Origin of the sequence: Bradyrhizobium genosp. P (assembly GCF_049949265.1) — a bacterium.
In the GTDB taxonomy this organism is placed as follows: Bacteria; Pseudomonadota; Alphaproteobacteria; order Rhizobiales; family Xanthobacteraceae; genus Bradyrhizobium.
Window position 1 is genome coordinate 1,550,736 of the sequence record NZ_CP188195.1, and the last position, 14,937, is coordinate 1,565,672.

Annotated in this window: 12 protein-coding genes; all 12 read left to right on the top strand. The window is 60.5% G+C overall.

What is annotated here, in order from left to right; translation table 11 throughout:
- The first annotated feature begins 1 nt into the window (after position 1).
- The 12 genes from ACP2YO_RS07485 to ACP2YO_RS07540 all read left to right on the top strand — a co-directional run bounded on the left by ACP2YO_RS07485 (position 2) and on the right by ACP2YO_RS07540 (position 14,868).
- On the top strand, positions 2–859 hold the full coding sequence (locus ACP2YO_RS07485) for a DUF7714 family protein (RefSeq protein ID WP_426440291.1): 858 nt from the start codon (positions 2–4) through the stop codon (positions 857–859).
- Between the two features lie 22 nt (positions 860–881).
- Positions 882–1,757 carry a phosphosulfolactate synthase gene (locus tag ACP2YO_RS07490; protein ID WP_426440292.1) on the top strand — a complete coding sequence of 292 codons (876 nt, stop codon included), beginning with the start codon at positions 882–884 and terminating at the stop codon, positions 1,755–1,757.
- Between the two features lie 25 nt (positions 1,758–1,782).
- Entirely contained in the window at positions 1,783–3,267 is a 1,485-nt protein-coding gene (locus ACP2YO_RS07495) for an argininosuccinate lyase (protein ID WP_426440293.1), read from the top strand.
- Positions 3,264–4,619, top strand: a complete 1,356-nt coding sequence (locus ACP2YO_RS07500; RefSeq protein WP_426440294.1) for a class-II fumarase/aspartase family protein — start codon at positions 3,264–3,266, stop codon at positions 4,617–4,619. Before ACP2YO_RS07495 ends, ACP2YO_RS07500 begins: the two co-directional genes overlap by 4 nt.
- Positions 4,620–4,767: 148 nt before the next feature.
- Positions 4,768–6,798 carry an acetate--CoA ligase family protein gene (locus ACP2YO_RS07505; protein WP_426440295.1) on the top strand — a complete coding sequence of 677 codons (2,031 nt, stop codon included), beginning with the start codon at positions 4,768–4,770 and terminating at the stop codon, positions 6,796–6,798.
- A gap of 73 nt (positions 6,799–6,871) precedes the next feature.
- On the top strand, positions 6,872–8,257 hold the full coding sequence (locus tag ACP2YO_RS07510) for an FAD-dependent oxidoreductase (RefSeq protein ID WP_426440296.1): 1,386 nt from the start codon (positions 6,872–6,874) through the stop codon (positions 8,255–8,257).
- Between the two features lie 70 nt (positions 8,258–8,327).
- Complete coding sequence (locus tag ACP2YO_RS07515; protein ID WP_426440297.1) at positions 8,328–9,323, top strand: ABC transporter substrate-binding protein; 996 nt, start codon at positions 8,328–8,330, stop codon at positions 9,321–9,323.
- Between the two features lie 52 nt (positions 9,324–9,375).
- On the top strand, positions 9,376–10,359 hold the full coding sequence (locus tag ACP2YO_RS07520) for an ABC transporter permease (protein ID WP_426440298.1): 984 nt from the start codon (positions 9,376–9,378) through the stop codon (positions 10,357–10,359).
- A 15-nt stretch (positions 10,360–10,374) separates the two neighbouring features.
- Entirely contained in the window at positions 10,375–11,115 is a 741-nt protein-coding gene (locus ACP2YO_RS07525; protein ID WP_426440299.1) for an ABC transporter ATP-binding protein, read from the top strand.
- Between the two features lie 210 nt (positions 11,116–11,325).
- Positions 11,326–12,579 carry a cytochrome P450 gene (locus tag ACP2YO_RS07530; RefSeq protein WP_426440300.1) on the top strand — a complete coding sequence of 418 codons (1,254 nt, stop codon included), beginning with the start codon at positions 11,326–11,328 and terminating at the stop codon, positions 12,577–12,579.
- A gap of 832 nt (positions 12,580–13,411) precedes the next feature.
- Complete coding sequence (locus ACP2YO_RS07535; protein ID WP_426440301.1) at positions 13,412–14,488, top strand: NAD(P)-dependent alcohol dehydrogenase; 1,077 nt, start codon at positions 13,412–13,414, stop codon at positions 14,486–14,488.
- A 185-nt stretch (positions 14,489–14,673) separates the two neighbouring features.
- Positions 14,674–14,868 carry a helix-turn-helix domain-containing protein gene (locus ACP2YO_RS07540; RefSeq protein WP_426440302.1) on the top strand — a complete coding sequence of 65 codons (195 nt, stop codon included), beginning with the start codon at positions 14,674–14,676 and terminating at the stop codon, positions 14,866–14,868.
- Positions 14,869–14,937: the final 69 nt, after the last annotated feature.

Genomic DNA, 14,937 nt, shown 5'->3' on the forward strand with positions numbered 1-14,937 from the left:
CGTGGAGCTTCCCTACCGCGGCGTCAGCATCCAGCCCTATGACGGCGAAATGACCGAGGCGGCGATCATGGCTCGCTTGCTGGGCCGAGAGGCCTATCGCCGAACCAATGTGATCGTGCTGCGCGGGGCGGACGGCGCTTATGCGCTGGTTGCTATCGGGCCACGCGACCGGGGTCCGCTGTTCGCCCCCATCGATCACGTAGAAGTTCTCGCGCTGCCGGACCGCTGCCGCTTCGTAGTCGATCCTGAGACTGACTGCGCCAACCCGACGGCGCTGGCGAGATTGGCTGAGCGGAGCGGTGTTGACCCCGACGGCACCCTGATCTGCCAAGGCAAATACGACCATGTTAATTTCATTCATCATCCGGACCCGTTGGTTATCCGCGTGATCGAGGTAAGCCCACCCGAGCCGCCAAAGCTGTTCCACCTTATCGAGCACGTGTTGACCTACGCCGATCTGCCGCCAATCAAGCTCGAGCTGGAGCGCATCGAACTCAAGGATTTGGCAGCGAAGGCCCATCCGAATGCGTTTCTGGTGCCATGCCGGTCCGGTGGCCTCGACGACCTCGGCGCACCTGTCCACTTTCTCGACGAGCGACCCGCCGTTCGCGAGGACTGGATGCTCATCGGCTGCGAGCGCAGCCTGCAGTTCCATCGGCATTATTACGGCGATGAGCCGCCGCGCATCGAAATGTGCCCACGTGCCATCGCCGGCAAGTGCAATGTCCTGACGATCTTGAAGTGCTGCCTGCTGGAGTTCGGGATTGAACGCGACGACAACGTGATGGTCGTGCCTTGGGGATCGGATCTCGCAATGGTCGAGCAGGCATTGAAGGAGATCGTCGGCCATGCATGCTAGGTCGGAGCGCCCTTGGCTCGGCGTGCTGGGCCTGGATGCCGCCATCGATCGGCGGCTGCAGCGGCCGCGGCAGCGCGGCATTACCATGGTCATCGACACCGGGCTCGGCCAGATCGCAACCGCCGACATCCTGGAGATCGCAGCGCCGCACGTCGACCACTGGAAGTTCGCCTTCGGCACCTCGGCGCTGATGCCCGTGCAGGTGCTACGCCGTAAGCTTGAACTTCTCGCCGCGCACGGCCTGCTCACCTATCCGGGAGGCACGTTGCTGGAAGCGGCCATCGTGCAGCAGCACTGCCGGGTTTATATGCGGCGCGCACGCGAGCTTGGCTTTCGCGCCGTGGAAATTTCGGACGGAACGATCGATCTGCCGGCGGATCGTCGCCGCCGAGTCATCGATTGTGCACGCGACGCCGGGCTTGTCGCCATCACCGAGGTCGGCAAGAAGGATCCGACACGCCAGCCCGAGGCGGGCGAATTGGCCGAGCAAGCGCTCAAGGATCTTGAGTGGGGTGCAGAGTGGGTGATCGTTGAGGCGCGCGAGTCGGGCCGCGGAATCGGCATCTACGACGACGCCGGCGCGCTGAAGGGCGGGTTTTTGGAAGAGATCGCGGGCCTGCTCGGCGATTGCACCGATCGCCTGATCTGGGAGGCGCCACAGAAGGACCAGCAGGCAGCGTTGGTACGGCGTTTCGGTGCAAACGTCAGCCTGGGCAACGTGACGGCTCGCGAAGCGCTCGCACTAGAGGCCCTGCGCTCGGGGCTCCGTTACGAGACGCTGTCGCGGATTGCGGCGTGCGAGCGAGCGACCGGACAGTGGGACCCGGCCGTTCCGGAAGCTTTGGATGGGCCGTCCGCGGACGCGGTCGCGCAACCCGAGGTCTCCAGCCATGGTTGAGCCTTGCCGTGGATCGGCGGATGCGGTGCTCGAAATCGGCAGCCGATTGGTCGAAGCGCCATCCGAGCGGCTAGTGGCGAGCGCCTTCGCGGAGGAGGTCTCCGGACAGGGCGAGCTTTTCAGGCATCTCGGCTTCGTCGACCTTGCCCACTGCATCACCTTGGCCGAGCAAGGCGTCATTCCGCGTGAACCGGCCCGCTTGCTCGTCGCGGCCATCATTGAGTTGCAGCAGGACAGTTCCACCTTCACAGCGCGAGCGGCCTATGGCGATCTCTACACAAACCGCGAGGCTCACCTCGCCCTGGCAACGCCTGCGGTAAGCTGGTTCGGCGCCTCGCGCGCACGTCGCGAAGCGCTAACGACCGCCTATCACCTGCTGCTGCGCGAGAGTCTGACCCGGCTCGGCGTCGCACTCGTCGAGTTCGGTCGCTCGATTCTCGCCGTCGCCGAGACCCACGCCGAAAGCGTGATGCCCGACTACACCTACCTGCAGATGGCTCAACCGACGAGCTTCGGCCACTACTTGTCTGGGTTTGCTTGGCCGGCGATCCGCGATCTACAGCGGCTGGAAGCCCTTTACGACCGCGTCAACCTCTGTCCAGCCGGATGCGGCAGCATGAACGGCTCGGTCGCCTTCCAGGATCGCGCCGCGCTTGCCCGGCGGCTCGGCTGCGCCGCTCCGCTCGCCCATGCGCGCGATGCGATGTGGCAGGCGGATCTAGCGATCGAGGCGATGGGGCTCACCGTCTCGGCTGTCGTCGGGCTCGATCGCATGGCAGAGGACCTAATGATCTTCGCCACCGCGGAGTTCGGATTCGTCCGGCTGTCCGATCGGCACGGTCGTGCAAGCAAGATCATGCCGCAGAAGCGCAATCCCTTCGCACTCGCCTTTGTGCGTGGCCTCGCGAACCGATTGATTGGCGAACAGGCTGGCGTGTCGGCGAGTGGGCGTATGCCGACAGGGCAGATGGACTGCCGCATGCTGCCTTATGCGGTAGTGCCGGCGGCGCTGCGCTCGGCCGCACAAGCCGCATCACTGATGGCCGAGGTTATCACTGAACTGACTTTCGACAAGGACCGTGCCCGGGCAGCGCTCGATGACGGCACCACCTCCGCCAGCGATCTCGCCGAGCGCCTGTGTCTTAACCTCGGTCTCGACTTTCGAAGCGTCCACGGCGTGGTGGCTCGACTCATCGGTCGCTTGGAAGCCGAAGGGCGCGTCCTGGCCAGCCTGACCGACACAGAATTGCAGAAGGCCTGTCGGGAGGCCGGTGCCGAGCGGCCATTGCCCGATGGGCTTCTCCGGTCGGCGCTCGATCCGGTCTCCTGCCTGCGGGCACGCGGTGACATCGGGTGTGCCGCGCCGCGCGAGGTGGTGCGCCAGATAGGCGAATTGGCCGGTGCTTTCCGGCAGCATGAGGAGCGGCTTGGGGCGGCCGAGCAACGCTATATCATGGCCGAGCAGCGCCTCATGGCGGAGGCGCTTGCATTCGCGGAGGGAACGGCATGACCGGCTGGTCCTTCGGCTCGCAGATCTATGCCGGCGCCTGGTCGACGCCGGCGCTCCGAGTGCTCTTCGACGATTTGCCGCGCACCCGCTGCTGGCTCAACATATTGGCGACGCTGGCCGAGGTGCAAGGCGAGTTCGCGGTAATCCCGGCGGCAAACGCGACGGCAGTCGCCAAGGCCTGCCGCGCCGTGGTGCTGGACGAGTCCTTCTTCGCCGACGTGCGGGCCGGCTACGAGGCGACCGGGCATTCGACGGCGGGACTTATTCAAGCTGTGCGCAGTCGATCTTCAGAGGCGGCCGGCGAGTGGTTTCACTTCGGCGCCACGGTACAGGATGTCACTGACAGCTGGCTGATGCTGGCGCTTGACCAGGCCCGCGAGCTTCTCCTCGTCGATCTCGATCAGGCGATAGCTGCCGCGACGCGGCTCTGCCGTGAGCATCGGGACACCATCATGCCGGGTCGCACCCATGGGCGGCAGGGGCTGCCTATCACCTTCGGTTTCAAGGTCTCCGGATGGCTGGCCGAGATGCGCCGGCACCGGGAGCGCTTCGGCGAAGCAGCGGCCCGGATGGGCATTGGACAGCTAAGCGGCGGCGTTGGCAGCCTGTCAGCGCTCGGGCCACGCGGCCTCGAGGTGCAGCAGGCCTTCTGCGAAAGACTTGGGCTTCGCCAGCCGGTGACGTCCTGGACGGCTAGTCGCGATGTGATCGTCGAATGGGCGCACCTCCTGGTTCTCGTCGCTGGAACGGCCGATCGCATCGGCCACGAGATCTACTGCCTACAGCGCGACGAGATCGGTGAGGTGAGCGAAGGCGCGAACGGTGAGCAGATCGGCAGCATCACCATGCCGCACAAGCGCAATCCGGAACTCTCCGAGCATCTTGGCACGCTGTCGCGAGTCGTCCGCGCCAACGCTATCGCGTTGGCTGAGAGTCTCCCGCATGCGCACGAGCGTGATGGCCGCGCATGGAAGGTCGAGTGGCACGCGGTGCCGGAGCTCACGATGGCCGCCGGAAAGGCACTGAACCTGCTGGCTCAACTGCTCGATCGCCTGGATGTCCATGGTGACCGCATGCGCCGCAACCTCGAAGTTTCCCACGGCCAAATGGGATCCGAGGCGGTGATGCTTTCGCTCGCAGCGAAGGTGGGCAAGCAGACCGCTCACTGCTTGGTGCACCGGGTCGCAAGCGAAGCGGCGAGCCGCAACCAATCGTTTCATGCAGCGCTTGCGGAAGATTCGGCCATCGCGGCCGCGCTGTCGCCGGTGGAGATCGAGCGACTACTCAGTGACGCATTTCAGACAGCTCAGTGCGGGGCGCTGGTCGACCGCGTGCTCGGGAAGGATAACTGAGGGATGAGGATGCATGACTAGTTTGGACGAGATCACCTCAAGCAGAATTACGTCCGAAAAGATCACTTGGGGCGAGGCGCTGTTTGCGCCGCGTCGCGTCGCGTTGATCGGCGCCTCCGCGACGCCGGGCAAACTCGGACATCTTTTCATGCAGAACCTGATCGCGCCGCAAACTGGCTTTCGGGGCGAGGTCGTCGCCGTGCACCCGAAGTTGACCGAGATACTCGACCGGCCAGCCTATGCGAATCTATCGGCAGTGCCGGGCGGTGTCGATCTGGCGGTGATCGTCGCTCCTCCCGGCGAGATTCCGGCGGTGATGGAAGACTGCGCCGCTGGCAAAGTGCCCGTGGCCATCATCATCACTGGGGGCTTTGCCGAGACCGGCGCGGCAGGCCGGGTGCTGGAGGAGCGCATCGTCGCCACGGCGCGGGCCGGCGATGTCCGGCTGATCGGCCCGAACTGTTTCGGCGTCATCAGCACCAGCGCGGGACTGAACGCCTCGCTCGGCATAGGCATGCCGGCGCGAGGCGGGATCGCCCTCTACACCCAGAGCGGCGCTTACGGGATGGCCGCCTTCACGCAGTCGCAGGAAGATCTGATCGGCTTCTCCCGGGTGGTCGCCTGCGGCAACAAGGCGGACCTCGACGAAACCGACATCCTGCGAGCTTTCGGGGAAGATCCGGAGACGCGGGTCATCGCGATGCTGCTCGAATCGATCGGCGACGGCCGGCGTTTCTTCGAGGCAGCGCGCGAGATCGCGCGGTGCAAGCCGATCGTCGTCCTGAAAACCGGGCGGGGCGAAGCTGGTCGCCGCGCCGCGGCCAGCCATACGGCCGCGCTCGCCAGTGACACGGTGATCACCTTGAGCGCGCTGCGGCAGGCCGGGATCCGCGTGGTCGACGATGGTCTGACGCTGCTCGACGTCGCGGCCGCGCTCGATCGACAGCCGCCGCTGGTCGGCCACCGGATCGCCATCATCTCCAATTCCGGTGGGACAGGCGTCGAAATCTCTGACCTCCTGGAGTCGCGCGGGCTTCAGGTTCCGAAACTCTCGGAGCCACTCCAGGCCGCCATTCGCCCGGTGCTGCCCGCCTACGGATCGGCCGCCAATCCCATCGACGTCACGACCGAGTGGCGACGTTTTCCCGAGATGTACGGATCAAGCCTTGCGGCGCTGATCGACAGCGACGAGGTAGACGCCGTCGTGCCGGTGCTGCTGCAGCGCTCGGCTTTGATGAGCGAAGTGACCGATCGCGTTATCGCCGAGGTCGCCGCCGCCCGCGCGCGAGGCGCGCAGAAGCCCGTCCACGTCTGCTGGGTTGGATCGGAGGCTGCGGAAAATAATCGGCGGCGGTTGCTCGCCGCCGGCATTCCTTGCCACTTTTGGCCGGCGCGGACGGCACAGGTCCTCGCCCTGTCGGCTGCCGTCGGCGGCAGCGAGCCACGAGTTGCAGCCGCGCGCCGCATCGCTCGTCCGCAGATCGGTGTCGATGGAGGCTGGCTATCCTCCGATCTTGCCTTCGCCCTGATTGCCGACGCTGGCCTTCCGGTTACGCCGTGGCGGATCGCGGGCTCGCGTGCGGAAGCCATCGCTGCCGCGGAAACGCTCGGCTTTCCGGTCGTACTCAAGGCAGAACGGGAAGGCTTGATTCACAAGTCGGACAGCGGCGGCGTGCGCCTCGGCCTCGTTAGGGCAGTCGCCGTGGGCGAGGCCTACGATGACGTCGCCAACCGGCTGGGAGCAACAACGGTACTCGTGCAACGGCAAGCGCGGCCAGGTGTCGAGCTCGTGCTCGGGGCTCGCCGCGACGCCACCTTCGGCCCCGTGGTCATGGCCGGCCTCGGGGGCATTTGGGTGGAGACACTCGGGGACGTGGCGCTCCGACTAGCTCCTTTCGACGAAGAGGAAGCGCTGGCCATGCTTGACGAACTGAAAGGCCGCGCCCTGCTCAGCGGAAGCCGCGGCCGGCCAGCCATCGATCGCGCCGTTCTCGCCAGCCTGATCGCCCGACTATCCGACTGGATCGCTGGCGCCCCGTGGCTGGAGGAGTTGGATGCCAATCCGGTGATTGCCAATGCCGATGGTTTCGTCGTCGTCGACGTGCGGATGCGCGTCTCCGCCCAATCTCACGATCAAGCGCAGTCACGAAGCGGGACCGGAGGGCGAACTCCGTCATGACCGCAGTCGCCATAACCCGCAAGCCGGCCCAGACGCGCCCGCACCGGGCAATCCGATGCTGAGGAGACGTTGTATGTCCGACCGATTGATTATTGTCGGCGGGGTGGCGGCGGGGGCAAAGGCAGCCGCGACCGCCCACCGCAGGAATCCCGCCGCGAACATCTTGGTGCTGCAGGAGGAGGCCGATATTTCGTACTCGTCTTGTGGCCTGCCCTATCACCTCGCTGCACCGGAAGACATCCCGCGCCGAAAGTTGATCGCCAGAACGGCAGAGGCCTTCAGGGCCGACGGGATCGATATGCGAACCCGCCATCACGTCGAAGAAATCGATGCGAAGCGGGCGATAGTGACCATTCGCGATCTCAACTCGGCACGAACTTACGCCGAATCCTACGACAAGCTGCTGATTGCGACCGGGGCACAGGCGTCTTCGTTGAAAGCAGCCGTTTCGCCGACCGCGCCGCCCATTGTTCAACTTCGGACGCTGGCGGACGCCGACCATCTGTCGAAGCGTCTGACCGGCATCCGAAAGCTGGTCATCCTGGGCGGAGGCTATATCGGGCTGGAGATGGCCGAGACGGCCAAAAAGCTCGGGCTGGATGTCGCTCTCGTCGAGATGGCGCCACACGTGATCCCAGGCTTCGATGAAGGGGTTGCACAGGTGGTCGAGGCGGAATTGCGCAAGCACGGCGTTGAGCTCTTCAGTGGAGCGCGGGTCGTCGAACTCGATGGCGGGCTTGTGGTGTTGGACAACGGGACCTCTATCCCAGCCGATCTGGTCCTGGCGGCCACCGGCGTACGTCCGTCGACCGCACTTGCGACATCGGCGGGAGTGGATCTCGGTGCGACCGGCGCCATTGCCGTATCGCCGCAGATGGAAACGAACGTCGAGCATGTCTACGCCGCTGGAGACTGCGTAGAAGCACGCCATGTTTTGACGAATCGCCCGGTGTGGATGCCGCTTGGCGACGTCGCCAACCGCCAGGGTCGAGTCGCCGGGATCAACATGGCAGGCGGGCAGGCGACCTTTCCGGGAGTGTTGGGAACGGCCATTTTCCGGGTGTTCGAGCTTGGCGTTGCAAGAACCGGCCTCGGGCTTGCCGAGGCGTCGGCAGCCGGCTTTCTCCCTGTCTGTGAAACAATCCAGGCGCCCAGCCGGGCGCGCTACATCCGCGAGTCGAAGACGCTCCAGCTTCATCTAACGGTCGACCAGCGTTCCGGAAAACTTCTCGGTTGCCAAGCGGTCGGCGAGGACGCAGTCGACAAGACCATCGATATCCTTGCCACGGCCATTTGGGGAAATCTGACAGCGGCTGATCTATTCGACCTGGACCTGGCATATGCGCCGCCGTTCTCTCCAGTCCTTGCGCCGGTGCAGGCAGCTGGAGAGGTTTTGAACAAGGCGATCTCGGCAATTCGGCAATCGGGAGGTGCGCCAATGTTGAGCGGCGTGCTTTGAACTTTTGGAGCGGCGACGCCTCGAAGCAAGCGAGTCGAAATCGTAAGCTGAATGGAGAGGGAAGTTTTCAATGAGAACGATCGGTAGCCGTCGCTTGATTTGCCTGGCATTCGCATTACTGGGCCTGGTTTCAACGACTCTTACGTCCGCCTATGCGGAGGTGAGGGAGCCGCTGAAACTCAATGTGGGTTTCAACATTGGTTCGCTCAATCGCGAAGTATTTCTGGAGACCGGCTTGCGCATGGGCTTCTTCAAGAAATGCGGTTTGGAAATTGAAGCGAAGGGATATGCGGTCGGAGGACTGATCATTCAGGATTTGGTCGGAGGTCATCTCGATGTCGGGCTGGCCGGAATTTCTCCTTCACTCGCCGGCGTCGCCCAGGGCGGAGATATCGTAATCGTTTCTTCCCAGGCAAAAAACGACGCGCCCCTGGTCGTGCAGCAATCGATCAAATCGTTGAAAGATCTTGACGGAAAGAATGTCGGAACCCCCGGCGTGTCCAGCATTCAAGAAACCCTGCTGAACTACCTGGAGAAGAAGAACGGATTCAAGACCAAGCATGTTTATGGCCCACCGACGAAATTGATCAATGACATGGAGAATCGGGAGATCGACGCCATCGTGGCCTGGGAGCCCGTGGCCGCTCAAGCTGTGGCGAAACTAAATGCAAAATACCTCCTCGACACGGTCGTCGACGGGGCTGAGGCTTCGATGGTGACAGTTTCCGGCAAGTTGCTGCGCGAACATCCGGATGCCGTGAAAAACCTGTTGGTGGCGACGAATGAAACGAAAGATTACATCAAGGCTCATATCGACGAAGTGATGCAGGTCGCCGCCGAAAAGACCGGCATTCCCGCGGATGTAATCAAGGATGGGGTTACGCGCTCGCAATTGTACATCGCTCCACTGACCATCAACATGGAGAGCGTTCGCCTGATCGTGGAGTCTGATATTTCGGGCGGCAAACTCCACAACGTCGATCGGGCGGGGATGGAGAAATTCATAGAGAAAGCGATCGACGAGAGTTATCTGAAAAAGGCGGTCGCCGAGACCTGCTCTCCCTAACTCGAGTGAACCTTATCCAAGTTTCAACGAAGGTTAGTGGAACGAGTATCCGATGAACATCCCGTCAAGTCTGGATCACGCGCAACAGATCGTCGAATTGCGGAGCATCGACCTGACGTCAGCGGACCCTCTCCCGTCTGAAGACTCAGATTCCGTCGAAGTTCGCAACGCCCCGCGTGACGGTCCGCACCCGAGCAGGCTCTATCGGCGAGCGCTCCAATTGGTCGGCAACTTGCGCCTAACGAATGGATCGTTCGGCTACCTGGATGGAATTCGTTACGTGCTTCCCGGATTGTCTCAAATACTTCTGCTGTTGGCTCTGTGGCAATCGGTCAAGCTCATGACCGATTCCGTTCTATTTCCGTCGCCGGCAGATGTTCTCGCGGCATTCTGGCAGCTAGTTACGGCGGGCGACGTTCAGGGCAATACCTTGGAGTGGAATCTCTGGGTTAGCCTGGTCAGAGTGATGCGCGGTTTCCTGTGGGCACTGATTACGGGAATTCCTCTCGGGATTTTTCTGGGCTTGTCGGCTCGGACCTACGGATGGCTGAAGGTCATCGTTGAGCCAGCCCGCTTCGTTCCGCCTCTAGCCTGGGTTCCGGTGGCAACCATCTTTCTCAGCGGTAGCGCGAGATACACATTCATCATTTGGCTGGGCACGTTTTTTCCGGTTTTGCTCGCATCAATGGCGGGAGTGCATAACGTTGAACGCTCGCTCTGGGAGGTTGGAGAGACCTTGGGGGGCAAACGCTGGCAGCTGGTATGGAAGATCGTGTTGCCTTCGAGTGCTCCCACGATCGCGGCAGGAGCGCGACTCGGACTTGGTATAGGTTGGGCATGCATCGTCGCCGCAGAGATGATCGGCGGTGCGTCGGTCGGAATCGGAAGCATGATCTACAATTACGGTGAATTGATCAGGGTCGACGCCGTAGTGGTGGGAATCATCGCGATTGGATTTCTCGGATATTTTTTGAATGAAATCTTCCTCGCGTTGGAAACCTATTTGTTTCCTTGGCAAAAGAACATCAAGCTTTGATCGAGGGAGAGTTTTATGTCCAAGCTCGAGTACGAAAATGTAAGCAAACAGTTCCTTACGACAAGAGGGGAAACTGTTGTCGCACTTGAGGATTTCAGCCTGAGCGTGGAGGCAGGCGAATTCGTTTGTCTGTTGGGTAAGAGCGGCTGCGGAAAAACCACTGTTCTGCGCATGACGGCCGGGTTGGATTCATCGACGAGCGGGTCGATCACTCTTAATGGAAGGGCAATTAACGATCCAGATCCCAAGGTGGGAATCGTGTTCCAGGAAGACAGGCTGTTTCCTTGGCGGACCATCCGAAAGAATGTGGAGTTCGGCCCGGAATTGGCAGGTCTGAACAGGCAGGGAAGGACGGAGAAGTCGCTTCACTATCTGGACATGGTCGGCCTTTCCGGATTTGCCAACGCCCATCCTCATGAACTGTCCGGTGGAATGAAGCAAAGAGCCGCCATAGCACGCGCTCTGGTCAATGAACCGGAGATATTGTTGATGGATGAACCATTCGGTGCCCTCGACGCTCAAACACGTTTGCAGATGCAGGAAGAACTGATGAAGATCTGCGCGAAAGAGCAACGAACGGTGGTTTTCGTCACGCATGGCGTGGACGAAGCGGTCTTTCTTGCCGACAAAGTCGTGGTGCTAACGCCGTCTCCGGGCCGGATAGAGGAGATAGTAGAGATCGATGTCCCCCGGCCACGAGATCGTACTGCTCCCGAAGTGATCCAATATACACGAAGGATCATGGCCCATTTCTAGCGGTGCAGAGACTCCTTTGACGCTCCATTTGTGGTTCGTGACGCATGGTTCGAGAGGTCAATTTCGCTATTGTCCGCATCATGGCCGCCAATGCAACTCCTTCCACGTGTCGGCCATGCTGCGGTTTTCGCATGGTCGAAAGCTGCTTTCCAATACGACTGTCTTCTTTGCACTGTCGGCGGTAGCTCCGCGAATCAAGGGAAAAAGAGGATGAGTGCTGTCACGCCGTTGGAGAAAAAGCCGGATGTCTATTCGATTCCGCTTTCCGAGTTCGATGTAAGCAACCCCGAACTCTTTCAGAATAATACGGTCGACGCATACTTTGCGCGTTTGCGTACCGAAGACCCGGTGCACTATTGCCCCGGGAGCAAGTTTGGATCGTATTGGTCGGTCACCAAATACAGAGACATCATAAGCGTTGAATCCAATCACAAGGTCTATTCATCGGAGGCCAGCCTTGGAGGCCCCACTCTCATCGACGGTCGCGAAAGTTTTCAACGCGATCGTTTCATGGCGATGGATCCGCCGAAGCATACTGAACAACGAAAGGTTGTGGCGCCGATCGTGGGACCGAGAAATCTCGCAACGATGGAAGGCGTCGTTCGAGAACGCGCCGGTACTATCCTTGATGGGCTTCCGATCAATGTAACATTCGATTGGGTCGACCGAGTATCGATTGAGCTAACGACGCAAATGCTCGCGACGCTGTTCGGGTTTCCGTGGGAGGACCGCAGAATGTTGGCGCGTTGGTCGAATGTAGCGATGGCTATTCCGGACTCCGGAATCGTCTCCTCCGAGGCTGCCAGGGAGGCGGAGATAATGCAATGCTATCGCTACTTCAAGGATCTTTGGGACGAACGCGCTAAAATGCCGGCGCAGAACGACTTCATATCTGCAATGGTGCATTCCGAGGCAATGCGAGACATGCCGATGAACGAGTTTATCGGAAACATTATTCTCTTGATCGTTGGTGGAAATGATACGACGCGAAACTCGATTTCCGGTGGCGTGTTGGCCCTTAACGAGAATCCGTCGGAGTACGACAAGCTTCGTCGGAATCACCAACTGATCGGCAGCATGGTTTCGGAGACCATACGATGGCAGACCCCGCTCTCCCATATGCGGCGAACCGCGGTGCAAGACACCGAGCTTGGCGGGAAAACGATCCAGAAAGGAGACAAGGTGGTGATGTGGTATCTGTCCGGCAATCGGGACGAAGAGGCGATCGAGAATGCGAACAAGTTTCTTATCGATCGAAAGGGCGCGAGGCACCATCTTTCCTTTGGCTTCGGAATCCATCGCTGCGTAGGAAATCGTCTTGCTGAAATGCAGCTTCGTGTTTTATGGGAAGAAATTTTGAAAAGGTTTCCCTCTATTGAGGTAGTGGGACGGCCAACGAGAACCTACTCGAACTTCATTCATGGGTTCGAGTCACTTCCTGTGCGAATACCAAAGAGAGTTTGAAGAAAGAAGCCGATTTGAGCTGTTCAACGCCGACTTCGATGATCTGACAGCACCTACTTCGAACTCAACGCATCGGACTTGCCGGATGGCAGCAAGTCGGCGCCATGGCTAAAGCCGCGACAAGCGGCCGGACTGCCCGCAAGTGGTGATCGCGCTGGTTGTCACGCCCGGGGGAATCAGTCTGATCTCCGACATTGCCGCTCGTCTCAATCTTTGCGCTACATTGCTGGATATCTTGCTTCATAACTAACCGCCACGGCTTGAGGGCAGGCTACCAGCGCAGCTGATGAAATTTATAAGTCGCGTTCGGGCAACGGCTTGTCAGCGTTACCCGGTTCGGTTGTCCGCCAGAGCCGCGGTCGCGGTGGGGCGGCTCGCTAGGCGGACGAGATTCCGTTCGGACGTGAATCGGACGCAAGCGTAGTTCGTCTACGTTCATCCCCGGCCGATATCGGGAGATAACATCGATGATGAGGCCTTCAAGGAGCCGTCGGCGCAATTTGCCGCAGAGATTTTCTCTTCGTACCGAAACGGAACGATCTTCAAGAGTCGCTGTTCAGATTATGCACAAATCAAGGCGCGTTGAATACATTAGGTCTTTGATCTTATCATGAATCACAGATTGGCACGCAGCTTGCTGTTAGTTTGCCCGACATTAGGTCAAACCACAGTGTAGGGAGAAGACGCGTGTGAAAAATTAAGCGGCGTCGAAGAAGCCATCGGCAAAAGCGGAGGATGGTGGGCTCGGGTCGCTCGTCGCCTAGCTCAGGGTTGAAGCGATTTCCTAGATTCTTCTAAAATAACAGTAAGCAAAAACAGAAGGTGAGGAACCATGAGCACGATGATGAAAGCCGCCATTTTTGTTGAAAAGGGGCGCATTGTTCTTGACGACAAGCTAATACCAAGCATCGGCCCGCAGGATGCTTTGATCCGCGTCACTACCACTACCATTTGCGGAACTGATGTTCATATTCTTAAAGGGGAGTACCCCGTAGCCAAAGGGCTAACTATTGGGCATGAACCGGTTGGTATTATAGAGAAATTGGGCTCTGCCGTAATGGGTTTCAAGGAAGGCCAGCGGGTGATCGCCGGCGCCATCACGCCGTCAGGTTGGAGCCACGCTTGTCTATGCGGCTGTGGCTCGCAGGACGGGGCTGGTACCAAACATGGCTGGAAAGCGATCGGTGGATGGAAGTTCGGCAACACAATCGATGGCTGTCAGGCGGAATTCGTGTGCGTCCCCGACGCCATGGCCAATCTTGCACCGGTCGATGGTGGAGTGAGTGATGAACAGGTTCTGATGTGCCCCGACATCATGTCCACCGGCTTTGCGGGAGCCCAAACCGGGGACATAAAAATTGGCGACACTGTTGCTGTTTTTGCGCAGGGTCCGATTGGACTGTGCGCGACCGCCGGTGCAAAGCTCATGGGTGCAACAACTGTCATAGGGGTCGATACAGTGCCTGCGCGGCTTGCCATGGCCAAACGTATGGGGGCCGACCATACCGTCGACTTCCGCAACGAAAATCCGGTCGAAACTATTATGCGGCTAACCGATGGTCGCGGAGTCGATGTCGCGATCGAGGCATTGGGCACGCAGTCCGCGTTCGAAGCAGCGCTGAGAGTGCTCAGACCAGGGGGAGTCTTGTCCAGCCTTGGCGTTTATTCTTCAGATCTCACGATCCCGTTGGACGCCTTCGCTGCGGGACTCGGCGACAAGTCTATCCGTACGTCGCTCTGTCCCGGCGGCAAGGAGCGGATGCGACGTATGTTGTCGGTGATCTCGTCCGGCCGTGTGGACCTCGGGGGGCTCGTCACCCATCGTTTCAAACTCGAACAGATCGAAGAAGCATATGATCTGTTCGCCAACCAGCGCGATGGTGTTCTGAAGGTGGCAATTTCGGTCTGATGTCAAGCCGGAATCCCTGGGGGCCAGCTACGGATGTTAGAAGCTTGGAGTGATTTGGTCGTTGAGGTTTCATGATGTCCGGCAAGTCGACTCTTTTGACCACGTCCGCGCAGGTGCAAAAATTCAAGGCTTTGGCGAAATAGCACGTGCGCGATGAGGCGGATCGGGCGTGAGGAATCCTTTGCATGCGCGATGGGTGGACGGGTGCGGAGATAGGGGCCGCCTTTGGCGTCGCCGACGTCACAGTCCGTCGGTGGCGACGGTGGTTTTGCGAGGGAAACGTCCAGGCTTTTGCGGTCTGTCCCCGCGCCGGTCCGCTGGCCGGAGCGGGGGAGACGGTGGCGGCGATTGCGGCGGCCTCGTTGGCCGATCCCGTGTAAGATCCGACCAACTGGACCCTGCCTCGTCTCGTCGAGGAGATCGGCAAGCGGGGGCGTGACCTTCTCCAA